General features: G+C 57.5%; 21 protein-coding genes. 8 read left to right on the top strand and 13 right to left on the bottom strand.

Going from position 1 to position 20,724, the window contains the following annotated elements; genetic code table 11:
• Window positions 1-27 precede the first annotated feature (27 nt).
• From ppnN to G5195_RS13450, 4 genes are all read left to right on the top strand, one after another.
• Window positions 28-1,383: a nucleotide 5'-monophosphate nucleosidase PpnN gene (gene ppnN / locus G5195_RS13465; RefSeq protein WP_019445906.1), complete on the top strand. Its 1,356-nt coding sequence runs from the start codon at window positions 28-30 to the stop codon at window positions 1,381-1,383.
• Between the two features lie 135 nt (window positions 1,384-1,518).
• Window positions 1,519-2,319 carry a flap endonuclease Xni gene (gene xni / locus G5195_RS13460; RefSeq protein WP_110303307.1) on the top strand — a complete coding sequence of 267 codons (801 nt, stop codon included), beginning with the start codon at window positions 1,519-1,521 and terminating at the stop codon, window positions 2,317-2,319.
• 159 nt (window positions 2,320-2,478) lie between these two features.
• The gene (locus tag G5195_RS13455) at window positions 2,479-3,486 is read left to right on the top strand and encodes an isocitrate dehydrogenase (RefSeq protein WP_005349723.1); all 1,008 of its coding nucleotides are present in this window, start codon (window positions 2,479-2,481) and stop codon (window positions 3,484-3,486) included.
• 117 nt (window positions 3,487-3,603) lie between these two features.
• Window positions 3,604-4,062 (top strand): hypothetical protein, encoded by a 459-nt coding sequence (locus tag G5195_RS13450; protein WP_136501476.1) that lies wholly within the window; start codon window positions 3,604-3,606, stop codon window positions 4,060-4,062.
• Between the two features lie 82 nt (window positions 4,063-4,144).
• Here the strand turns inward: G5195_RS13450 and rlmM are convergent, their stop codons facing one another.
• The 6 genes from rlmM to dinB all read right to left on the bottom strand — a co-directional run bounded on the left by rlmM (window position 4,145) and on the right by dinB (window position 10,760).
• Window positions 4,145-5,239: a 23S rRNA (cytidine(2498)-2'-O)-methyltransferase RlmM gene (gene rlmM / locus G5195_RS13445; RefSeq protein WP_005338617.1), complete on the bottom strand. Its 1,095-nt coding sequence runs from the start codon at window positions 5,237-5,239 to the stop codon at window positions 4,145-4,147.
• Complete coding sequence (locus G5195_RS13440) at window positions 5,232-5,618, bottom strand: DUF423 domain-containing protein (protein ID WP_227341194.1); 387 nt, start codon at window positions 5,616-5,618, stop codon at window positions 5,232-5,234. The genes rlmM and G5195_RS13440 overlap by 8 nt, the downstream gene beginning before the upstream one ends.
• 51 nt (window positions 5,619-5,669) lie before the next feature.
• Window positions 5,670-6,299: an alpha/beta family hydrolase gene (locus G5195_RS13435; RefSeq protein ID WP_227341196.1), complete on the bottom strand. Its 630-nt coding sequence runs from the start codon at window positions 6,297-6,299 to the stop codon at window positions 5,670-5,672.
• Complete coding sequence (locus tag G5195_RS13430) at window positions 6,292-7,212, bottom strand: transcriptional regulator GcvA (RefSeq protein WP_005338622.1); 921 nt, start codon at window positions 7,210-7,212, stop codon at window positions 6,292-6,294. The genes G5195_RS13435 and G5195_RS13430 overlap by 8 nt, the downstream gene beginning before the upstream one ends.
• Window positions 7,213-7,496: 284 nt before the next feature.
• Window positions 7,497-9,638, bottom strand: a complete 2,142-nt coding sequence (locus G5195_RS13425) for a methyl-accepting chemotaxis protein (protein WP_421222324.1) — start codon at window positions 9,636-9,638, stop codon at window positions 7,497-7,499.
• A gap of 66 nt (window positions 9,639-9,704) precedes the next feature.
• On the bottom strand, window positions 9,705-10,760 hold the full coding sequence (dinB, locus tag G5195_RS13420; protein WP_139742978.1) for a DNA polymerase IV: 1,056 nt from the start codon (window positions 10,758-10,760) through the stop codon (window positions 9,705-9,707).
• A 131-nt stretch (window positions 10,761-10,891) separates the two neighbouring features.
• On the opposite strand from dinB, the gene G5195_RS13415 reads away from it, so the two are divergent.
• A complete protein-coding gene (locus G5195_RS13415; RefSeq protein WP_245131523.1) occupies window positions 10,892-11,098 on the top strand; it encodes a hypothetical protein in 207 nt (68 codons plus the stop codon).
• Window positions 11,099-11,209: 111 nt separating this feature from the next.
• On the opposite strand, the gene G5195_RS13410 is transcribed toward G5195_RS13415, so the two are convergent.
• Both G5195_RS13410 and G5195_RS13405 read right to left on the bottom strand, forming a co-directional pair.
• Window positions 11,210-11,770, bottom strand: coding sequence for a DJ-1 family glyoxalase III (locus tag G5195_RS13410; RefSeq protein ID WP_042053247.1), 561 nt, complete (start codon window positions 11,768-11,770; stop codon window positions 11,210-11,212).
• A 37-nt stretch (window positions 11,771-11,807) separates the two neighbouring features.
• On the bottom strand, window positions 11,808-12,761 hold the full coding sequence (locus G5195_RS13405) for a ketopantoate reductase family protein (protein ID WP_421222326.1): 954 nt from the start codon (window positions 12,759-12,761) through the stop codon (window positions 11,808-11,810).
• A 201-nt stretch (window positions 12,762-12,962) separates the two neighbouring features.
• Here G5195_RS13405 and G5195_RS13400 point away from each other — a divergent pair, with 201 nt between their 5' ends.
• Window positions 12,963-13,445 (top strand): YajQ family cyclic di-GMP-binding protein, encoded by a 483-nt coding sequence (locus G5195_RS13400; RefSeq protein WP_216951900.1) that lies wholly within the window; start codon window positions 12,963-12,965, stop codon window positions 13,443-13,445.
• A gap of 97 nt (window positions 13,446-13,542) precedes the next feature.
• Here the strand turns inward: G5195_RS13400 and G5195_RS13395 are convergent, their stop codons facing one another.
• The 5 genes from G5195_RS13395 to G5195_RS13375 all read right to left on the bottom strand — a co-directional run bounded on the left by G5195_RS13395 (window position 13,543) and on the right by G5195_RS13375 (window position 18,409).
• Window positions 13,543-14,385 (bottom strand): outer membrane protein OmpK, encoded by an 843-nt coding sequence (locus tag G5195_RS13395; RefSeq protein ID WP_216951901.1) that lies wholly within the window; start codon window positions 14,383-14,385, stop codon window positions 13,543-13,545.
• 156 nt (window positions 14,386-14,541) lie between these two features.
• Entirely contained in the window at window positions 14,542-15,921 is a 1,380-nt protein-coding gene (locus tag G5195_RS13390) for an AmpG family muropeptide MFS transporter (RefSeq protein ID WP_216951902.1), read from the bottom strand.
• A gap of 174 nt (window positions 15,922-16,095) precedes the next feature.
• Window positions 16,096-16,671 (bottom strand): peptidylprolyl isomerase, encoded by a 576-nt coding sequence (locus tag G5195_RS13385; RefSeq protein ID WP_216954445.1) that lies wholly within the window; start codon window positions 16,669-16,671, stop codon window positions 16,096-16,098.
• 2 nt (window positions 16,672-16,673) lie between these two features.
• On the bottom strand, window positions 16,674-17,258 hold the full coding sequence (locus tag G5195_RS13380; RefSeq protein WP_005349692.1) for a YajG family lipoprotein: 585 nt from the start codon (window positions 17,256-17,258) through the stop codon (window positions 16,674-16,676).
• Between the two features lie 17 nt (window positions 17,259-17,275).
• Window positions 17,276-18,409, bottom strand: coding sequence for a methyltransferase (locus tag G5195_RS13375; RefSeq protein WP_227341205.1), 1,134 nt, complete (start codon window positions 18,407-18,409; stop codon window positions 17,276-17,278).
• A gap of 203 nt (window positions 18,410-18,612) precedes the next feature.
• Here G5195_RS13375 and G5195_RS13370 point away from each other — a divergent pair, with 203 nt between their 5' ends.
• Window positions 18,613-18,927, top strand: coding sequence for a BolA family protein (locus tag G5195_RS13370; RefSeq protein ID WP_227341207.1), 315 nt, complete (start codon window positions 18,613-18,615; stop codon window positions 18,925-18,927).
• A 451-nt stretch (window positions 18,928-19,378) separates the two neighbouring features.
• On the top strand, window positions 19,379-20,722 hold the full coding sequence (locus G5195_RS13365; RefSeq protein WP_216951904.1) for a Na(+)-translocating NADH-quinone reductase subunit A: 1,344 nt from the start codon (window positions 19,379-19,381) through the stop codon (window positions 20,720-20,722).
• Window positions 20,723-20,724: the final 2 nt, after the last annotated feature.

Genomic DNA, 20,724 nt, shown 5'->3' with positions numbered 1-20,724 from the left:
CGATAACAAGTGAGTAAAGGGGAACCTATGATTACGCACATCAATCCCGTTGGCAGCATGGATTTGCTGTCACAGCTCGAGGTGGATCGCCTCAAGCAGACTGCCTCCAGCGATATCTATCAACTGTTTCGCAACTGCTCGCTGGCGGTGCTCAATTCCGGCAGCCATACCGACAGCTCCAAGGAGATCCTGGAGCGCTTCAAATCATTCGACATTCATGTGATCCGGCGCGAGCGCGGGGTCAAGCTGGAACTGTTCAACGCCCCCGAGCACGCGTTCGTCGATGGAGAGATCATTCGTGGTATTCAGGAGCACCTCTTCTCGGTGCTGCGCGACATTCTCTATGTCTCCAACCAGCTTGAATCGAACCGGCTGGTCAACCTCACCAATTCGACTCATATCTCCAACGTGGTGTTCGCCATCCTGCGCAACGCCAAGGTGATCCTGCCTGGCGCCGATCCCAACCTGATCGTCTGCTGGGGTGGCCACTCCATCAACGAGATCGAGTACCAGTACACCCGCGCCGTGGGCAGCGAGCTGGGCTTGCGTGAGCTGAACATCTGTACCGGTTGCGGCCCGGGAGCCATGGAGGGCCCGATGAAGGGGGCCGCCGTCGGCCATGCCAAACAGCGGGTGCGCAACGGGCGCTACATCGGCCTCACAGAGCCCTCCATTATCGCGGCCGAGCCGCCCAACCCCATCGTCAACGAGCTGGTGATCCTGCCGGATATCGAGAAACGGCTGGAAGCATTCGTGCGTCTGGGCCATGGCATCATCATCTTCCCGGGCGGGGTCGGCACCGCCGAAGAGCTGCTCTATCTGCTCGGCATCATGATGCATCCGGCCAACGAACGACAACCCATGCCCATCATCCTGACCGGCCCGAAAGAGAGTGCCGACTACTTCCGAGCCATCGATGACTTCATCAAGGCGACCCTCGGTGAACCGGCGACCAAGCTCTACCGGATCATTGTTGGCGATGCACCGGAAGTGGCCCGAGTGATGAAGGAGGCGATGCCGAAAATCCGCGAATACCGCAAATCGGTCGGTGATGCCTACTCCTTCAACTGGTCCCTCAAGATTGAGCCGGAGTTCCAGCTCCCCTTCGAACCGGATCACGCCAGCATGGCCAGTCTGGATCTGCACCGCAACCAGCCGCCCCAGTTGCTGGCCGCCAACCTGCGTCGTGCCTTCTCCGGCATCGTCGCCGGCAACGTCAAGGAAGGGGGCATTCGCGCCATCGAGAAGAAGGGCCCCTTCAAGCTGCACGGCGACAAGGAGCTGATGCACCTGATGGACAAGCTGCTGGAGAGCTTCGTCAAGCAGCAGCGGATGAAGCTGCCGGGCAGTCAGTATGTGCCTTGCTACGAAATCGTCCGCTAGGGTACAGATACATCATCGACAGAGGGGCGCATCGGCGCCCCTCTTTATTGGCGCTATGCCTTCCCGACCGCCATCAATCCCCCATAAGGCGAGTGGTTTGTTACAATGGGGCGTCCCGACCGCCAAGAGTGCCCCATGTCAACTATCCGGCCACACCTGCTCATCATCGATGCCCTCAACCTCATTCGCCGTCTGCACGCGGTACAGGCCCAGCAGGCACTGACCCCTGCCCAGGCGCTGGTTGCAACCCGCGCCAACCTTATCAATACCTGCCGCAAGCTGCTGGCCAATAGCGAGCCGACCCATGTCATTGCCGTGTTTGATGGCGAGGTGCATAGCTGGCGCAAGGAGGTCTATCCGGCCTACAAGGAGGGGCGAACTCCCATGCCCCCCGAACTGCGTGAGGGGTTGGCGACCCTGCAGGATGCCTTCTGGGAGTGCGGTGTCGATGCCCTGCTCTCCGAGACCGATGAAGCGGATGACCTTATCGCCACCCTCGCCAGCGGCATCGCCAGCCATGGCCATCAGGCGACCATCATCTCCACCGACAAGGGCTTCTGCCAACTGATCTGCCCGCAGATCCGGGTGCGCGACTACTTCAACAAGCGCTGGCTGGATGCGGCCTTCGTCCAGCAGCAATATGGGGTAGCCCCTGCTCAGCTGGTCGACTTCTGGGCCCTGACCGGTATCAGCGGTTCCAATATCAAGGGGGTTCCGGGGATCGGCCCCAAGACCGCCACCCAGCTGTTGCAACAATATGGCAATCTGGCAGCCATGCTCGAAGCCTGCCAGCAAGAGGACGCTGCCAAGCCACTGATCAAACTGCGCCAACATCAGGATGAGGCCCTGCTGGCCCAGCGACTGGTGCGCTTGCAGCGGGATATTCCGCTGGGATTCAACCTGCGGGACATCCGCTACCCGCCCCAGCCAGACTAAAGTGCCGAACAAAAATGCAGGCAAGGGCGTGAACCATGACGAGACTCACCCTCGCTGTTGATAAAAGTGAGTAGAATGTAAAGGAATGTGGTTGGTTTGCTGAGTAAATGCTATAAAGCAGCCCCATCCTCCCCTATACCCTGGAAGTGGAACCCTCTCATGTCCAAAAGAAAAATTACCGTGATCCCCGGCGACGGCATCGGCCCCAGCATTATTGAATCAGCCATCCAGATCCTGACCCATGCGGGCTGTGATTTTGAGTACGAATACGCTGATGCAGGTCTGGTTGCCCTCGAGAAGCATGGCGAGCTGCTGCCCCAGGCTACCCTGGATCTGATTGAGAAGAACAAGGTGAGCCTGAAAGGGCCATTGACCACACCGGTCGGCGGCGGTTTTACCTCCATCAACGTCTCCCTGCGCAAGAAGTTCAACCTCTACGCCAACGTGCGCCCGGTCATCTCCTTCAAGGGCACCAGAAGCCGTTACGACAACATCGACATCATCACGGTGCGTGAAAACACCGAAGGGATGTACTCGGGTGCAGGTCAGAAGCGCAGTGATGACAACAAGAGTGCCGAGGCGATGAGCATCATCACCCGCGAAGGGGCCGAGCGCATCGTCAAGTTTGCCTTCGAGCTGGCTCGTCAGGAAGGGCGCAAGAAGGTCACCATCATCCACAAGGCGAACATCCTCAAGTCGACCTCCGGCCTGTTCCTCGAAGTAGCCCGTGAAATCGCCAGCCACTACCCGGATATCCAGAGCGAAGAGATGATCGTCGATGCCGCCTGCATGAATCTGGTGATGTACCCGGAGCGTTTCGATGTCATGGTCACCACCAACCTGTTCGGCGACATCCTCTCGGATCTCTGCGCCGGTCTGGTTGGCGGTCTCGGCATGGCGCCCGGCGCCAACATCGGCGATGGCGCTGCCATCTTCGAAGCGGTCCACGGTTCTGCGCCGGACATAGCTGGCAAGAATATCGCCAACCCGACCTCGGTGATCCTCGCCTCCATTCAGATGCTGGAGTACCTCGGCATGCAGGATAAGGCAGAGCGGATCCGCGAGGCGGTACGAGCCACCATCGAATCCGGTGATCGGGTCACCCGCGATCTGGGTGGCACGGCTTCCACCAGCGAATTCACCCAAGCCATCATCGATCGCCTGTAAGCTAACCAATTGATTTTAAAAGGGAGCCTAGGCTCCCTTTTTTATATTTCCGAATCCTTTGCCACTCCCCAAACAGCAACTATGTTCAATAGAGAAGAAGAACAGGGAGTGTTTTTCATGAAGGGATACGGGTGCTATCTGGTTTCGGGTTTGATGCTGGTGTGTGGTGCAGCAAGTGCTTTCGAGCAGGATCAACAGACCCAAACCGCCAAACTGCCACAGCAGGAAAAACGGACTGCCACAGAGGTATGGCGCTCGAGCCTGAATACCAACGACCTACTCAAGGCACCCAAACCCCTGTCGTTTGGTATTGAAGTCTCCACCGACAACTTTGGTAATCAAAAGATCACCTCCTACCCGCAGCTCAATCTGACCCCGGAAAAGAGCGTCAGTCTGTCAGTTGAACGCTTTAGACCCAAGGTCAAGTTCAAGGCTGGCGGAATGAACACCGCCCTCAGGCTGAGAGGAGACGGGATAAAGATGCAATTCAATCCGGTCGACAAAACCATCCCGCTGCAGATAGAGATCAAGGTGACCGACGACGAATCCTCCCTGCGCCTCGATTACCGTTTCTGATATTTTCCGGCAGCCGAATAGCAAAAGGCCGACAGGTTTCCCTGTCGGCCTTGGTATTTATCGTACGGGCAGAACCGCTACATCACGCCTTGGGCTCGAGTTTGGAGACCCAGTACTTGTTGTAAACATGCACGGTGATCTCTTCCCGATCGTGATAGAGCTGCTTGGCCTGGATCACGAACGCGTTGTCGATCTCCTTGAGCATCTCGCGCAGCACTTCGATATTGTGTACCGATTCAGCATAACGCTTCTTCATCGGCAGCTTGAGGTTGAACATCGCCTCCTGGCAGTCGCCCTCACGGAACCAGTCCGCAATCATGTGAACGACCCGCGCCGGTTTATCGACCATGTCGCACACCAGCCAGTAGGTGTTCTTCTTGCTCGGACGCCAGACGAAACCGTCATCCCGGATATGCTTGACCTGGCCGGTATCCATCAAGGATTGGGCCATCATGCCATTGTCGACCGCCGTCACCATCATGCCACGGCGTACCAGCTGATAGGTCCAGCCACCCGGGCAAGCCCCCAGATCCACCGCCTTCATGCCTGAACAGAGACGCACATCCCACTCTTCCCGCGGCACGAAAACGTAAAACGCCTCCTCCAGCTTGAGGCTGGAGCGGCTCGGTGCATCGGCCGGGAAGCGCAAGCGCGGGATCCCCATGTGGAATCCGGAGTTGTTGAACGAATAGGAGTAGCCCAGCAACACATGATCATTGGCCATGAAGAAGGCGTGGAACACCGGACGGTTCGGCGTCTCCTTCTTGGTCAGGATCTCGTTGCTGCGCAGCGCCTGACGCAGCGGCACGGTGAACTTGCGGCAGAAGGCCGACAGTTCTTTCGCTTCGTTGGTATCCGCGGTTTCGACCCGCAGATCACCGCAAATGGTGTAGTCACTCACCGCCTCAAGGATCGGGGAGATCCTGTCCGCGACATCCAGATCCTTCAACTCATGGGTGACCACTAGCATCTGGCGGATGAAGATGAGCTCCCGGAACGGCAGCTTGCGAGCCAGCAGGTCCGCCTGCTCCTCGTCATACAGTTCGAAGATCACATAACCGCTGTCGTCCTTGACCCGGGCGAAACCGTAGCACTGCATGTTACCGGCACGCTCGGTGATCTCTGCAGCCGCCTCTTTCTCAAAACCGGGGCGGCAATAAAGCAGCAGATTATTCATTTTTTCCTCCAAGACGACAGCCAGCCCAGATCAGGGCCGTCCATCCCAACATAAAACAGAGGCCACCGGCCGGGGTAATCAACCCCAGCCCCTTGCTGCCAAGCAGCACCATGGCGTAAATACTGCCGGAGAATCCGATGATCCCCAGCACAAAGGCGGTGCCAGCCAGCTGGATCACCCTGCTGCGCACACCACACCAGCCCAGAACCAGCAGGGCCAATGCGTGAAAAAACTGATATTGCACGGCGGTATTGAACGCCGCCAGACGCTCGGGCGTAATGCCGGTCGCAGCCAATCCATGGGCGCCATAAGCCCCCAGCATGGTGGCCGTCAACCCGAAGAGACCAGCCAGTATCAGCCAATGTCGATGGATCTGCATCCTCACTCTCCCTCTCTCATCGAGGCTGGCAATAAAGCCAACCCTCTCGTGCTATCCATGCCGGGCCACAAAATGGCTGATGGCCGCCGCTGCATGCTGCATATTCTCCTGCTCACTCACGCCACTGGCTTTACGCGGTTTGAAACCATGATCACCATCGGTCAACCAATGGACCGATACGGCGGGTGAGAAGGGGAAATCGGCCAGTTCGGCGCGACTACCGAAGGTATCGCGCTCCCCCTGCAACAGCAGGGTTGGTACTGCAATATGCTTGAGTACCTCGCCTCGCCAGCTGTCGGGCTTGGCCGGAGGGTGGAAAGGATACCCGAGAATGAGCAATCCTGCAGCATTCATCTCACCCTCGCCTTCGCTATACAGTTCCGCCGCCATCCGCCCGCCCATCGACTTGCCCGCCAGAAACAGCCGTGGATGGGCAAACTCACGGATCATGTCGCGCCAATGAGCGAGCAGCACTGGCGCCCTGTCAGGCGGGCGGCGCTTGCCATCCTGTGCACGCTTTGTCATGTAGGGAAAGTTGAAGCGCACCACTTCGATATCCGGCCCGGCCAGCAGGCGTGACAACTCGGCAAGAAAGGGGTGATCCATCCCTGCACCTGCCCCGTGGGCCAGCAAAATGCGAACGGGGGCATCAACTGCCCCCTCGCGGATCACCTCATGCATCGGCGAGCCTTGCCCTGCGACGCGCCTCTTCCTGCTCCACCAGCTCCAGCATCCAGTCGCGGAAGGCAACGATCTTGCCCTGATCCGACTGCTGCTCCTGGCACACCAGATAGAAAGCATTCTTACTCACCAACACCTGCTCGAACGGACAGATGAGGCGACCAGCCTCAATCTCGGGCTGAGCCAGCACGCTGTGACCAAGTGCCACTCCCTGACCGTGGATCGCCGCCTGGATCACCATGGTGGAGTGGCTGAAGATGGGGCCCTGATTGACGTTGGGCGCATCGATGTCGAGCTGGCGGAACCACGCCTTCCAGTCGCGGCGGGAGGTATCGTGCAGCAGGGTATGAAGAGTCAAATCTTGCGGCGTACGCAGCGGTTTGGGCCCGGTCAGCAGCAAGGGGGAACAGACCGGGATCAGGTATTCGGTATGCAGCTTGTCCGAGCGCAGACCCGGCCAGTTTCCGCGCCCGTAGTAGATGGCCACATCCACATCGTCGGTGAGCGACCCTTCGTCGAGATCGACCGCCTTGATCCGCACGTCGATATCGGGGTGGCGCTCGCTGAACTTGACCAACCGCGGCACCAGCCACTGGATGGCGAAACTCGGCTGCAAACTGACAGTCAAGGCCCCCTTGGCACTGCGGGCCAGCAGCTTGTCGGTCGCTTCCGAGATGGAGGCAAAGATGTCCTTGATATCCAGAAAATAGCCCTGCCCCTCTTCGGTCAGCAACAAGGAGCGGTTTTTGCGGCGGAACAACTTGATGCCAAGATACTCCTCCAGCGCCTTGATCTGGTGACTGATGGCAGCCTGAGTCACAAACAACTCTTCTGCTGCGCGGGTAAAGCTTAAGTGACGAGCCGCAGCTTCAAAGGCCTTGAGGGCATTGAGCGGGGGTAAACGACGAGACATGACACCAGCCGACGATGAGTTTTTCTAATGGGGCGCATTATAATTTGTCGGTTGCGGGTCGACCAGTGAATAAACATAATTCGCCCAGCAATCAGTCGCCATATGGCTCACATTTTCTACTACGTGTTGGTTTACATGTGTTTTTAGTGAGCCTTTCGACTGTGATTGTGGTGTTGTGTTTCTTCCTCTGCGGGAAGAGGGGCTCAAATCTCACCGGTTTGACCCAGTCTGTCATCTGAATGTGTTTGGCGCCTCCAGCTGGATGGCGCCTTTTTTCATCCCTTCTATACCTTGAACTGCCCCACCAGCTGCAGCTGTTTATCCGCCAGCGCAGAGAGCTCGCGACCATTTTCGGCGGAGGTCGCCGCCTCGACCCGAATGGTGTGGCTCACATCGCGAATGTTGCTGACGTTGCGGTTTATCTCGTCCGCCACCCGGCTCTGCTCCTGCGCCGCCCGGGCAATCTGCTCGTTCATCTGATGGATGGTGGAGACCGACTGGATAATCTGCTCCAGCACCTGCACCGAGAGATCCACCTTGGCGAGCGTCTGGTCAGCCTGACCATGACCATCGCGGATAGCCTTGACCACTGCGCCGGTACCGGATTGCAGTTGGCTGATCAGGGTCTGGATCTCGACGATGGCATTCTGGGTACGACCCGCCAGATTGCGCACCTCATCGGCCACCACGGCAAAGCCACGGCCCTGCTCACCGGCCCGCGCCGCTTCAATAGCCGCATTCAGCGCCAGCAAGTTGGTCTGCTCGGCAATTCCCTGGATCACGATAAGAATGTCATTGATGTTGTCGCTGTTGGCGGAGAGCCGCTCCACCACCGGCTGGGCATCGTTGATAATGGTCATCAGCTTGCGCATCGCCTCCTGGGTGTCGGCAACGACATATTTGCCCTCTTGCGCCGCGGCATCAGTGGTGTTGGCAGCCGCCACCGCCGAGCCGGCATTACCGGAGACCTGCAACGCGGTGGCGCTCAGCTCCTCAAATGCCGTCGCCACCAGATCGATCTCCTGATACTGGGCCTGCATGCCACTGCTGGTGCGCTCGGCCACTTGCGCGGCTCGCTCGGCACTGTTGCGCGTACCGGAGACGGTATCAATCACCTGACTGATGGTGGATTGCAACTTGTTGAGGAAGCTGTTGAACCACTTGGCCAGCTCGCCGATCTCGTCTTGCCGCTGGATCTCGATACGCTGGGTCAAATCCCCCTCACCACTGGCGATATCCTTAAGGCGGGCAACTACAGCGCGGATGGGTGCCACAATCTGGCGCGCCATCAACCAGATAAAACTCAGGGCAACCAGCGAGATCAGCACTCCGATCGACAGCTGCGAGACCACGCTGCGATTGGCTTCACTGGCCAGCTCATCTTGCAATTGCTGGGCCGAGGCCAGCACTACGGCCCGTGGCAATTCAATGTAGATGCCCCATTTACGGTCGGTGCCACGCATGGATACCGGGACAAAGGTCTGCAACAGGGTGCCATCGCTGCTCCAGCGAGTCAGCTCCTGACCCTGACTGAGCCAGCCTTTCAGCTCACTGGCCAGCCCCTGATACTTCTGATCCAGCCCACGCCCCATGGTCACATCGAACTCATCGGCTCCCGCCACGCGCCCCTCGTGACTGACCAGCAATATTCTGCCCTTGCCGTCATAGAGCTCCTTGTCCATGGTGCTGACCAAACTCTGCAAAGTGGCCAGCGAGATATCGACCCCGACCATCCCCAGCAAGGTCTCCTGCTCCAGCAGCGGGACCGTCACCGAGGTCATCAATATCTGTTTATCGCCCACATCGTCCAGATAGGGCTCCAGCAGGCAGAGGGCACGGGTGCGAATACTGCAGCGATACCACTCGTTTTCGATTCCACCTGCCTCGGTCGGGCTCTCATCGGCCAGTACATCCTCATTCTGCACTTCCGGCTCTATCTTGCCGTTGTCATAGGCCCAGTAACTGGAAAAACGCCCCTTGTCGTTGGAACCCAGCGCCGTGGAGCCCTGATAGTTGCTGTCTTCCCCATCCAGTTGGTCAGGCTCGAACACCGCATAGACACCAAGCAGATTGGTCGATGAGGCAACGGCATCGTGCAGTTGCTGATTGACGGCGCTGCGCAGCGCCTCCGAATGAACGAAGTTGTCGGCCGCATTCTTGCGCTGGAACAACACGCTCTCGGCCAGCAGACTGGCGCGGAAATAGGCTTCATCGAGATAGCTGGTCACCTTGGCCGCCTGCTCCGAGCCCATCGCCTTCATCCAGTTCTCGGCAGACTGCTGCGCCTCGTGCATGGTGGCTTGCCGCACCTGCTGTTGCATCTTGTTCGCGTTGTAAATCGAAGAGGCAACCAGAGCGGCGGCTGTCACCAACAGACAGCAACCGGCGATCAGGGTAATCCGACCCTGGACAGAAAGAGCGCTCATGCCAATATTCCTACGTCATACAGATATGGATAGATTATCGACTTTATAAACAAAAACTTAACTCTCTCACAGCAAATCCAGCGAGAGTTGATTAACTTCACCCTCTTTTGGCAAACCCACCACCAAGCCCAGCAGACGAACCGAACGCCCTTGCGCCCGCTGTAGCCCCTCTTTGAGCAGGGGGACGAACAAGGCTGGCTGATAGCCACCCTGACTGCGATAGACGGTGGTCTGGTGGAAGTCGGCAAACTTGAGCTTAATCCCCTGCCCCATCACCTGCTCGGCAGGGCACGCCAGCTGAAATCGCCGCTCAAGCTCCGGCAGCAGTTGCTGCAATACCGTCAGGCAGGCGGCTTCGTCACAGAGATCGCTCGCCAAGGTGGTCTCCACCCCGATGGTTTTGCGGATCCGGTGCGCCTGCACCGGCTGTTCATCCAGCCCCCAGATCCGGGTCGTCAGCATCTCCCCCAGCTTGCCAAAACGGCTGCACAGCTCTTGTGCCGACAAGGCCCGCGCATCCTCACAGGTGTAGAGCCCCTGAGCCTCCAGCCGCTCGGCAGTCTTGCGCCCCACCCCGGGCAGTTTGCCGAGGGGCAACTGGCAGACAAACTCGGCCACTTCGTCGGGACGAATGACAAACAGACCATCAGGCTTGCGCTGCTCCGAGGCGAGCTTGGCGAGAAACTTGTTGGGGGCGACCCCGGCCGAAGCGGTCAATCCCAGTTCGGTGACGATGGCTTGCCGGATCTCTTGCGCCATCAGGGTGGCGCTGCCGCCACAGCAACGACTGTGGGTCACGTCGAGGTAAGCCTCGTCCAGCGACAGTGGTTCAACCTGATCGGTATAGCGCAGGAAAATTGCCCTGAGCTGACGGGAGATATCCTTGTACACCGCCATTCGCCCAGGGATCAGTACCAGCGGCGGGCAGAGTTTTTTCGCCAGTGCGCTCGGCATGGCGGAGCGCACACCGAACCGGCGCGCCACATAGTTGCAGGTCGAGATGACGCCGCGCCGCTCGGAGGCCCCCCCTATCGCAAGCGGAACTTCCCGCAATGCGGGGTTATCCCGCATCTCCACCGCGGCAAAAAAGCAGTCCATGTCGATATGGATGATCTTGCGCATACCACTGTATAAATAAACAGACATGGCATCATCTTACCCCAAGGATAACCACAGCTCTATCTCTCTCGTTACGGCTAAAATGGTAGACTCTAAAGAGACCTTTACCACCACAATGACAAGGAGCGTTCGGAATGAAATATCTCTGGCTGGGACTCTGTGTGCTGCCGCTGACCGGCATCGGCAAGAACAACCCGACGGCGGAGTGCCGCTGGCTGTTCGACCGGATTGAGATACTGGAACAGGCCATCAAGAAAGGAGACACGCTGGGCACTCAGGAAGAGCTGGCACGCTGGCGTGAGGAATACAGCAAGAAACAGTGTTCACAATACGACTACTGAGCCGGACAAGATGGCGTGACCGACAACGGCAGATAACAAACGGGCCCCGATCAAGATGACCGGGGCCCGGTTTTCAAAGCATGGCTAGTTTGATTCAGCAACAGAGTGCGCTCAAGGCAGCACCATAGGGCCAGCCACGGCGGTAGCCACATCATCCCCACGCAGCACCCGAACCAGTTCAAGCGCAAACTCGATGGCACTGCCCGGACCCTGGCTGGTGATAAGGCGATGAGCCTCATCCCTGACGACCCGCTCATGTGACAGTTGCGATGTCGGTAGTCGGGACTGAAAGCCGGGATGACAGGTGACGATGGCATCATCCAGCAGAGCGTGATGTTGCAACACCACCACAGGGGCGGCGCAGATGGCTGCGCGCCAGCGACCAAGAGCGGCCTGCTCTTTGAGCCGTTCGATGGCCAGCGGGGTATCGCGGATCACTTCGCTGCCGGGCAAACCACCGGGTACCACGATGGCTTCAAAGTCCCGACGGGTCAGCTCGTCGATATGACAATCAGCCACCAGCTGTACCCCGCGCGATGCCTTCACCTGCCGCGATCCGGCTGGGCAACAAGAGGCCAGCACCACCTCGATGCTGGCGCGCACCAGGATATCGACAATCGCGACCGTCTCTATCTCTTCCGACCCGGGGGCCACCAGCACCAGTACACTCACGTTCGCCTCCTTGCAGCTTGCTCTGCCATGTAAAAGATCAGACGGCCTGACTCTTCTCTTTAATCGCCTGATAGAGACCCTGATTGACCGGTACGGCAATGCCATGCCGGGCAGCCTTGGCCAGCAGGAAGCCGGTGATGGCCTCAATCTCGGTCTCGCGTCCCAGCTCCATATCCTGATGCATGGAGGAGTAATTGTCAGCGGTCAGTTCCACCACTGTCATCACCCGACGCTGCAACTCCTCTGCCGTTGTTGCAACTCCTTCGGCGCACATCACATCCGCCACCTCCACACAGATCTGCTGCAGGGCATCGGCAAAACGGGGGCCAGCCAGCTCGCCGTTTTTCAGCTTGTAGAGGGCCGTCAGGGGATTGATGGCACAGTTGATGGCCAGCTTTTGCCACTGGCGTGCCACTATCTGCTCATCCCAACCCGCCTGACCCAATGCCTGCGCCAACTCATCTGCCAGTGATGCATGAGCCTTGGCTGCCTCGTTAAATGGCCCCAACCAGGTTTCCCCCTTGCCGGTATGACGGAACACAAAATGGCCCGCTTTCATGGCACCATGGCTGGTCACCCCTGCAATCACCGGGTTATGCGGAAACATCTGGACCACCTTCTCGGCAATCCCCATCCCGTTGTGCAGCAGTACGATCGGCACGCCAGCATCCAGATTGCCAGCCAGTGGAGCTAGGGCGCCAACCACCTGACTGGCCTTGGTCATCACCAACAGACGCTGGATTTTTCCCGGCTGGCCGGCAAATGCACGTTCGATATTGAGCAGCTGTACCTGCCCCTCCAGCGAAGTAAAGTCAAATCCGGGGTGCAGGGTAGATTGATGATGCTCACGCAACAAGACTCGAGTGGATTGACCACTGATTGTCAACAGGGAGGCAAAAACGCCGCCGAGAGCTCCGCACCCGAGCAGTGTCCACTTGGGCGCTACAGGTGGCATAACGGGTTGTCGGGAATTTTTTAATCCGCTTGGCATGATGTGACTCTGTCAGGGTAAGGGTTGCAATCCTCTCAACCTGTTACCGGGAATAAATGAAAAATAGCGCGAACGGACACTAACGGGTCCAATCTTCCTGTGCGCAGGGGATTCTAGCAGAGCACTCCCATCAAAATCAGCAAATTTGCCCGTTTTCTGGTAGATTTGCCCCCCGATAACGCAACATGAGGAGCTTCGGCTATGCCGTCATTCGATATTGTCTCTGAAGTCAAAATGAACGAGGTGTTGAACGCTGTCGACAACGCTAATCGTGAACTGGCCACCCGTTTCGATTTTCGTGGGGTAGAAGCCAGCTTCGAGTTGAACAAGGAAGAGGTAAAACTGGAAGCCGATGCCGATTTCCAGCTCAAGCAGATGGTTGAAATTCTGCGCGGCGCCCTGCTCAAGCGCAACATCGAAAACAGCTCCATGGAAGTGGGTGACTCCGTTCACTCCGGCAAACGCTTCCACCTGACCGTCAAGTTCAAACAGGGGATCGAGAAAGAGATCGCCAAGAAGCTGGTCAAGCTGATCAAGGACTCCAAGATCAAGGTACAGGTCGCCATCCAGGGTGATGAAGTACGTGTCACCGGCAAGAAGCGTGACGATCTGCAAGAGACCATGGCACTGGTCCGTGGCGCCGACCTGGGCCAACCGATGCAGTTTCAGAATTTCCGCGACTGATGATGGGAGAGAAGGGCTCTCCCTTCTCCTCTTCTTTAATCGTCCGAGCATAAAAAAACCGGAGCAAATGCTCCGGTTTTTTGTTCCCCAAGTTTTATTAGAACTTGTAGGTAACAGAGAAGTAGTGGCTGAAGCCGGTGCTCTTCCACGGGGTACCGTCGTAGGCTTTGGAGCCATCTTTGGTACCGTAGGCATCCATGAAATACTTCAGGCCATAACCAACCGCGTAGCGATCGGAGTGCCAGTAGATACCGTGGAAGGTGGCCAGGTTGTCGCTGGTACGGTCAGCACGGTCATGGGTATCCAGGCCGAATTGATAATCCAGATAACCTTGGTAGGAGACAAAGCTGCCATTGCCGAAGGTATAGAAAGGCTTGAACCAGTTCATGGAGAACTGATAACCGTTCCACTCACCTTCTTCTTCGGTGAAGAACTGGTTCTCGGTGGCGTGACGTGCATACAGGTTCATGCCAACCTTGCCAAACCAGGGAACCATCACATCGGCACCCAGACCCAGCTGGTTTTCCATCTGCTTGTCACCAACGTTGTTCAGGTTGGCAATGTAAAGCTCTTGCACAGGACCAAAGGAGAGATCTTTACCTGTCAGCGCATCCAGAGACATACGCGGTGCAAACTTCATGAACAGGTTCTGACCATGGTGTTTATTGCTGTGACGGGAGTCGAAAATATCGAATACGTCGACGTAACCGTACAGGTCAAACAGGCCGGAGCGACCACCGAACTCCATCTCAAAATAGGTATCGTTGTAGTCCTCTTCACCGGTAGTGAAAGGGCGCTGGTCAATGGTGTGCATGACGTTGAACTGCATCCACTTGTAGTCATTCTTGTGGATATCACCGCTGTAGTCAGCAGCAAAGGCTGGAGTTGCGGCAGCAGCCAGCAGACCGGTAGCGATCAGAGTCTTGGTAAATTTGGCCATTTTATTGGTCTCTTGTGCGTTAGTTGAGGTTTTCCGTAGCCTGCCCACAAGGAGCGAGAGGAATTCTAATCAAATAAAATTGGGGGTGAAACAACTTCTCGGGAACTTTATCCGGAAGTGTGAATCTAATCACCCCCGATTCTACGCAAACGCTTGCTATTTGTCAGCAACTGAGAACAACTCACCCCCTTTACGGGCGACCAGCACAATCAACAACAACACGGGCAAGCCCAACAAACTGGTGCCGACAAAGAAGGCGCTGTAGCCAATCTGCTCCACCACCTGCCCCGAAAAACCGGCCAACAACTTGGGCAGCAGCAACATCACCGAGCTGAACAGGGCGTATTGCGTCGCTGAAAACGCCACATTGGTCAGGCTGGAGAGATAGGTCACAAAAGCTGCGGTGGCGATGCCGGCGCTGAGGTTATCGAGCGAAATGATCAGGGTCAGCAGCTCCAGGTTGTGACCAACCTGATGGAGCAGGGCAAACAGCAGATTGGTGCTGGCGGTGAGCAGCGCCCCGAGAAACAGGATCCGCAGCGTGCCAAAGCGCATCACCAGCACGCCCCCCAGTGCCGCCCCCACCAGCGTCATGATAACGCCAAACACCTTGGTGATAGTGGCGACTTCGGTCTTGCTGAACTGCATATCCACATAGAAGCTGTTGGACATCACCCCCATCACCACATCCGCAATCCGGTAACAGGCGATAAGCAACAGGATCAGCAGCGCCGAGCGACCATAACGGCGAAAGAAGTCGGCAAACGGACTCCAGACCGCCTCATAACCCCAGGCTCCGGCACTTGCCAAGGGGGCGGGCCACCCCTTTTCCTGCAGCAGTGCCTTGCGCTCTGCCTGTTGTCTGCCCTGACCGGCCAGATCGATATCAGGTTCATGGCAGAACAGCGTGGTAATCACCCCGAGTGACATCAGACCGGCCATCACCAGATAGGTGATCTGCCAGCCACGATAGTCATAGCCGCTGTTGCTGCCAAACCAGGCTGCCAGCGCCAATGCGCCGGCACCGGCGATGATCATCGCCAACCGGTAGCCAGTCATGTAGGAGGCCGCCATCGCAGCCTGCAGTCGCTCGGGCGCGGATTCGATGCGATAGGCGTCGATCACGATATCCTGAGTCGCCGAGGCAAAGGCCACCAGCAGGGCGAACAAGGCCAAATGAGTCAACCCGCTCTTGGGATCACAAAACGCCATCCCTACCAACGCAGCCGCGATCAATAGCTGGGAGAAGAACATCCAGCTACGACGACGCCCCAACAGGGTAGAGAGCAGTGGCAATGGCATACGATCCACCAGCGGCGACCACAACCATTTAAAGCCGTAGGCGAGCGCCACCCAGCTCATGTAACCGATATCGGTCAGGCTGACATCGGCCTCGCGCAACCAGAATGAGAGGGTGCCAAATACCAGCAACAGCGGCAGACCCGATGAAAAGCCCATGGCAAAGAGAATGAGTACTCGGGCTTCGAGATAAACAGCGAGCGATTCCCGCCAACTCGGTGTGCGGATCATATTCAACTACCTGACGACTTTGGAAAAGTGCGTCATTTTGGCAGGTTGATGGCAGATAGCCAAGGCGGGTAAGGAGATAGACACAAGAAGCCCGGCCAGAGAAAAGGCCCATCCCGAACGGGATGAGCCTTGCATGGTGGCGCGACGGGATCACGGTGACATACCGCATCCGGCGATGGGTTACTTGCCGGCTTTCTTGTCCGCCGGGGTTTCCGCCAGCAACACTACCTTCTTCAGGATGACAGGGCTGGTCGGCACATCGTTGGCACGCAAAATGGGGCTGTAACCGGTCTGTACCTGAGCCAGTTTGTCCAGCACCTCCATCCCCTGAACCACCTGACCGAACACGGTATAACCCGCAGAGCCACCGGCGTTGAGGTTATTGTTGTCGACCAGATTGAAGTAGAACTGGCGAGTAGCGCTGTCGACCGCCTGGGTGCGAGCCATAGCGATGGAGCCACGCTTGTTGGGCAGACCGCCGCGCGACTCGTTGACCACCGGCTCATAAGTTGGCAGTTGCTGGAACTGCTGGTTATACCCCCCCCCCTGCACCACAAAATCCTGGATCACCCGGTGGAAGATGCTGCCGTCATAGCTGCCATCAGCCACGTAGCGCAAAAAGTTTTTCACCGTCTGGGGCGCCTGCTTGGACGCCAGCTCCACCACGATATTGCCGTGGTTGGTCTCCATTCTCACTTTCGGGCCCGCGAACGCCAGCGGGGCGATCAACATGGCCAGCAACCAGAGTTTTTTCATCATCAGACCCCTGCACCGTTCGGTTGACCTTTCAGGTAACCGCGCAGCGCATCATCCGCCATGATCTGCTGCAGCACGCTACCCAGTTGCAGGTTCAGTGTAGACTCGAGATCGGCCATGCTTGGCTCGCTCGGGCTCTCCTTGCTGGAGGACATGTTGAACTGCTTGGTCAGACGGTTGCCCTGGAAATCGGCGATCACCTGCAGGCTGACGCGGGATTTGGTGACATAGGTAAAGGTCTTCTCTTCCACATTGACTGCGGCGTTGGAGATCACCAGCGTCAGGTTGGTGGTGCCACTGTTACCCACTTCCAGACCCTGGCTGCGCAGCCCTTCGGCCAGCCGCTCGGCCATCAGCAGATTGAGCGGACGCTCACTGTTGACCAGGACGGGGGCTTTCTCTTTATGTTTGATGGAGAAGACGTAGGCAGCCTCACGCTTGTCCACCCCTTCCATGGTGATGCGATTGCCAGAGTAGTATTGCTGGTTGGCGGGGATCACCTGCGGATTGAGCAGCGCCGTCTCCGGCCAATGAGTGGCACACCCGCCCAGCATCAGGGCGGCCAGCAGCAAGAGTGACTTTTTCATCATGGTTTCCTTTGGCTTTAGCGTTTGATGGCTTTCAAAATAACGAATTTGCTGTTCGACGCAACGACTTGTGCGTTGGCAAACAAGCGCTTGAGTTTGTTGTGATAGTCCAGATGACGGTTGCCTACTATCCAGAGTTCACCCCCTTGAGGCAACACCCGGTGCGCATCGCTGAACATCTGCCAGGCGATATGATCGGTGATCGCCTGCAGCTGATGGAAAGGAGGGTTGCAGAGGATCCGATCTGCCGAGCCGACCGCCACCCCGTCGAGACAGTTATTGACCATAAAGCGGGCGCGCGGCAGTGCATCGGGCAGATTGTGCTCGACGTTGAGCTGTGCCGAGGCGACCGCCATATAGGATTCATCGATAAAGGTCACCTCCACCTCGCTGTCTTTGGCGAGCAGCGACAGACCCAAAACCCCGTTGCCACAGCCCAGATCGATCACCTTGCGGGCACTGTGGATGGGCAGGTTGTCCAGCATAAAGCGGGCACCGATATCGAGACTGGTGCGCGAGAAGACGTTGGCATGGTTGTGGATGAGCATGCCACTCCCCTCCAACGGCCAGACAGTCGGGAAGGGGTTGGCCAGCGCGGGGCGTTCTGCCTGCGGCTCGCAGTGAATGAGACGCGCCTTCTTCCAGGCCAACGAGGTACGGGTAGGCCCCAGATACTTCTCGAACAACTTGAGGGTGGAGGTATGAATATCCTTCGCCTTGCCGGCAGCGATAACGCGGGTTGCCGGTGTCACCACCTCCCGCAGCGCCAGCAGTTGCTGCTCCAGCAGTGCCTGATATTTGGAGACCTTGATCACCACCAGCGCAGGAGCATCGGGCAGCGGTGCCAGCGCATCCTGCAAGGTAATCCCGCTCGTATCCAGCCCATTTTCGGCCAAATTGGCCATGGTAGCCCGCTCACTGATGTAGGAGTCGGTGACACAGCAGGGGGAGTGCGGATGCAGATAGGCGGCAAGCGCGCCAAAACCGTCATTCATGATGATGACGTGGCCCGCCTGCTCGAGGGGGGACTCCGCCAGAGTGTTGATCAGATATTCGTCAGCCGCATCCCAGGCTTGCAGTGTCTCCTGACTCTGGCGCGGATAGCGGTAGAGCGTGAGCTGGCAATGGGGAGTGTCGAGAAGGGTTTGCATAGGAAGAGTCCAACCTCGGCTTGATTCATGGATACAGGCGCCAGGGGCGACGCAAAGTGGCGCTATTCTAGCGAGGAGCAGGAATTTCACCAGTTCGGAGCGTGCTAATGAACGGATAGCAGGCGATTTTCCTTTTGCGGGGGCTTATTCCACACCTAGACAGCCGATAGAATGGCCCGACATTCACTCTGGAAGCTGATCCTATGACCATCCAACAACTGATTGAAGCCAAGCTGACGGCAGCCCTCTCCCCCACTCTGCTGGAAGTGATCAACGAGAGCCACATGCACCGAGTGGAGCCGGGCTCTGAGAGCCACTTCAAGGTGGTGATCGTCAGCGAACAGTTTGCGGGTCAGCGCCTTCTCTCTCGCCATCGTCAGGTCAACGCCATCCTGGCCGATGAACTGGCCGGCGCTGTCCATGCACTTGCACTGCATACCTACACGGCAAGCGAGTGGCAGGAGAAGGGTAAGGCACCACGCACACCAGCTTGTGTTGGCAACCCCTCGCACTCCTGAACGGCTAGCTGTCACCCATTGCTCTGACCCACCACCCTATGGGTGACAAACAAACAAAAATTAAACAAAAAGCCGCCAGCCTGCTGATCCTGACAACCATAAATAGGTATTTAATTCAGTTTTCCCTGGCGGCTTAGTCACAGCCTTACACAAGCATACCCCCATGGGGGTATTAAAATAAAAAAACCTTTAAAACCACAGCTTACAAGGAATTCAGGGGTTATTCATTGCAGGTTAATTTTGTGATGACGCAGGGATTTTGCCTATTTGGCATGGCAGAAAATGGGCCTTAAGTGGTAGACTCAAGCGCTTTTGAGTGACCTCGCATGTTGAATAATTGCTGAGCCTGACCACCCGGCGCAGCCACAACAGCGACTCATTCAACCACCCGTCGTGATGTATTTCTCGGCGCTAACCAACCTCTCTTCCCGTAACGGTAGTGCAATTAAGTATGATTACAATCAAAAGAGGACTGGACATCCCCGTGCTGGGTGCGCCAGAGCAAGTAATCTACGATGGCCCCGCCATCACCCGTGTTGCTACACTGGGCGAGGAGTTCGTGGGGATGCGACCTACTATGTTCGTCAAAGTAGGTGATCGCGTCATCAAAGGTCAGGAGCTCTTCGAAGACAAGAAGAATCCCGGCGTTAAATTCACGGCCCCCGCCACCGGCGTAGTTTCAGAGATCAACCGTGGAGCCAAACGTGTGCTCCAGTCAGTGGTCATCGACCTCGACGGCTCCGATGAGCAGGTGACCTTCGAGCATTTTGCCTCTTCCGAGCTGGCCAAGCTCGAGCGCAGCAAGGTGCAAGAGATCCTGGTTGCATCAGGTCAGTGGATAGCACTGCGCACTCGCCCGTTCAGCAAAGTCCCTGCGGTTGGCTCAGCCCCGCGCGCCATCTTCGTGACCGCGATGGACACCAACCCGCTGGCTGCCGATGCCGAGCTGATTATCAAGGAACAGCCGCAGGCCTTCCTCGATGGTCTGGCCGTATTGACCCGCCTGACCGACGGCACCGTCTATGTCTGTAAAGGCGAAGGCAGTCTGCCTCACTCCTCTTTGGCTCAGGTCAAGGAAGAGATCTTCGTCGGTCCGCACCCTGCCGGTCTGCCGGGTACCCATATCCACTTCCTGGATCCGGTCAGCAGCACCAAGGTGCAGTGGCACATCAACTATCAGGATGTGATCGCATTCGGCAAGCTGTTCACCACCGGTCAGATCTGCACCGACAAGGTGATCGCCCTGGCCGGCCCGAATGTGCTCAAGCCGCGTCTGCTGCGTACCCGTCTGGGGGCCTGCATCAGCCAACTCACCAACAATGAGCTGCGTGCCGATGAAAACCGCGTCATCTCCGGTTCCCTGCTGAGCGGCGCCAAGGCTGAGGGTGTTCACGACTATCTGGGTCGTTACCACAATCAGGTCTGTGCACTGGGCGAGGGTCGCGAGAAAGAGTTCCTGGGCTGGATCAACCCCAGTGCCAACAAGTTCTCCATCACCCGCACCACCCTCTCTCACCTGATGAAGGGTCGCCTTATCAACTTCACCACCACTACCAACGGTAGTGACCGTTCCATGGTGCCTATCGGCAACTATGAACGGGTGATGCCACTCGACATCCTGCCCACCCTGCTGCTGCGGGACATGGTCTCCGGCGATACCGACGGTGCGCAAGCACTGGGTTGCCTGGAGCTGGATGAGGAAGATTTGGCCCTCTGTACTTTCGTTTGCCCCGGCAAGACCGAGTACGGCCCGATCTTGCGTGAGTGCCTGACCAAGATTGAACTGGAAGGTTAAGC

It is taken from the genome of Aeromonas sp. 601039 (assembly GCF_049174415.1).
GTDB classification, from domain to species: domain Bacteria; phylum Pseudomonadota; class Gammaproteobacteria; order Enterobacterales; family Aeromonadaceae; genus Aeromonas; species Aeromonas veronii_A.
This window is presented reverse-complemented; position numbering and strand designations above follow the sequence as displayed.

Coding starts and splice junctions, on each gene's coding strand:
- G5195_RS13400 (WP_216951900.1), top strand. CDS start 12,963: ATGCCGTCATTCGATATTGTCTCTGAAGTCAAAATGAACGAGGTGTTG.
- G5195_RS13395 (WP_216951901.1), bottom strand. CDS start 14,385: ATGGCCAAATTTACCAAGACTCTGATCGCTACCGGTCTGCTGGCTGCT.
- G5195_RS13450 (WP_136501476.1), top strand. CDS start 3,604: ATGAAGGGATACGGGTGCTATCTGGTTTCGGGTTTGATGCTGGTGTGT.
- G5195_RS13430 (WP_005338622.1), bottom strand. CDS start 7,212: ATGTCTCGTCGTTTACCCCCGCTCAATGCCCTCAAGGCCTTTGAAGCT.
- G5195_RS13435 (WP_227341196.1), bottom strand. CDS start 6,299: ATGCATGAGGTGATCCGCGAGGGGGCAGTTGATGCCCCCGTTCGCATT.
- G5195_RS13415 (WP_245131523.1), top strand. CDS start 10,892: ATGAAATATCTCTGGCTGGGACTCTGTGTGCTGCCGCTGACCGGCATC.
- G5195_RS13375 (WP_227341205.1), bottom strand. CDS start 18,409: ATGCAAACCCTTCTCGACACTCCCCATTGCCAGCTCACGCTCTACCGC.
- dinB (WP_139742978.1), bottom strand. CDS start 10,760: ATGCGCAAGATCATCCATATCGACATGGACTGCTTTTTTGCCGCGGTG.
- G5195_RS13405 (WP_421222326.1), bottom strand. CDS start 12,761: ATGCCAAGCGGATTAAAAAATTCCCGACAACCCGTTATGCCACCTGTA.
- ppnN (WP_019445906.1), top strand. CDS start 28: ATGATTACGCACATCAATCCCGTTGGCAGCATGGATTTGCTGTCACAG.
- G5195_RS13380 (WP_005349692.1), bottom strand. CDS start 17,258: ATGAAAAAGTCACTCTTGCTGCTGGCCGCCCTGATGCTGGGCGGGTGT.
- xni (WP_110303307.1), top strand. CDS start 1,519: ATGTCAACTATCCGGCCACACCTGCTCATCATCGATGCCCTCAACCTC.
- G5195_RS13455 (WP_005349723.1), top strand. CDS start 2,479: ATGTCCAAAAGAAAAATTACCGTGATCCCCGGCGACGGCATCGGCCCC.
- G5195_RS13425 (WP_421222324.1), bottom strand. CDS start 9,638: ATGAGCGCTCTTTCTGTCCAGGGTCGGATTACCCTGATCGCCGGTTGC.
- G5195_RS13440 (WP_227341194.1), bottom strand. CDS start 5,618: ATGCAGATCCATCGACATTGGCTGATACTGGCTGGTCTCTTCGGGTTG.
- G5195_RS13385 (WP_216954445.1), bottom strand. CDS start 16,671: ATGAAAAAACTCTGGTTGCTGGCCATGTTGATCGCCCCGCTGGCGTTC.
- rlmM (WP_005338617.1), bottom strand. CDS start 5,239: ATGAATAATCTGCTGCTTTATTGCCGCCCCGGTTTTGAGAAAGAGGCG.
- G5195_RS13370 (WP_227341207.1), top strand. CDS start 18,613: ATGACCATCCAACAACTGATTGAAGCCAAGCTGACGGCAGCCCTCTCC.
- G5195_RS13365 (WP_216951904.1), top strand. CDS start 19,379: ATGATTACAATCAAAAGAGGACTGGACATCCCCGTGCTGGGTGCGCCA.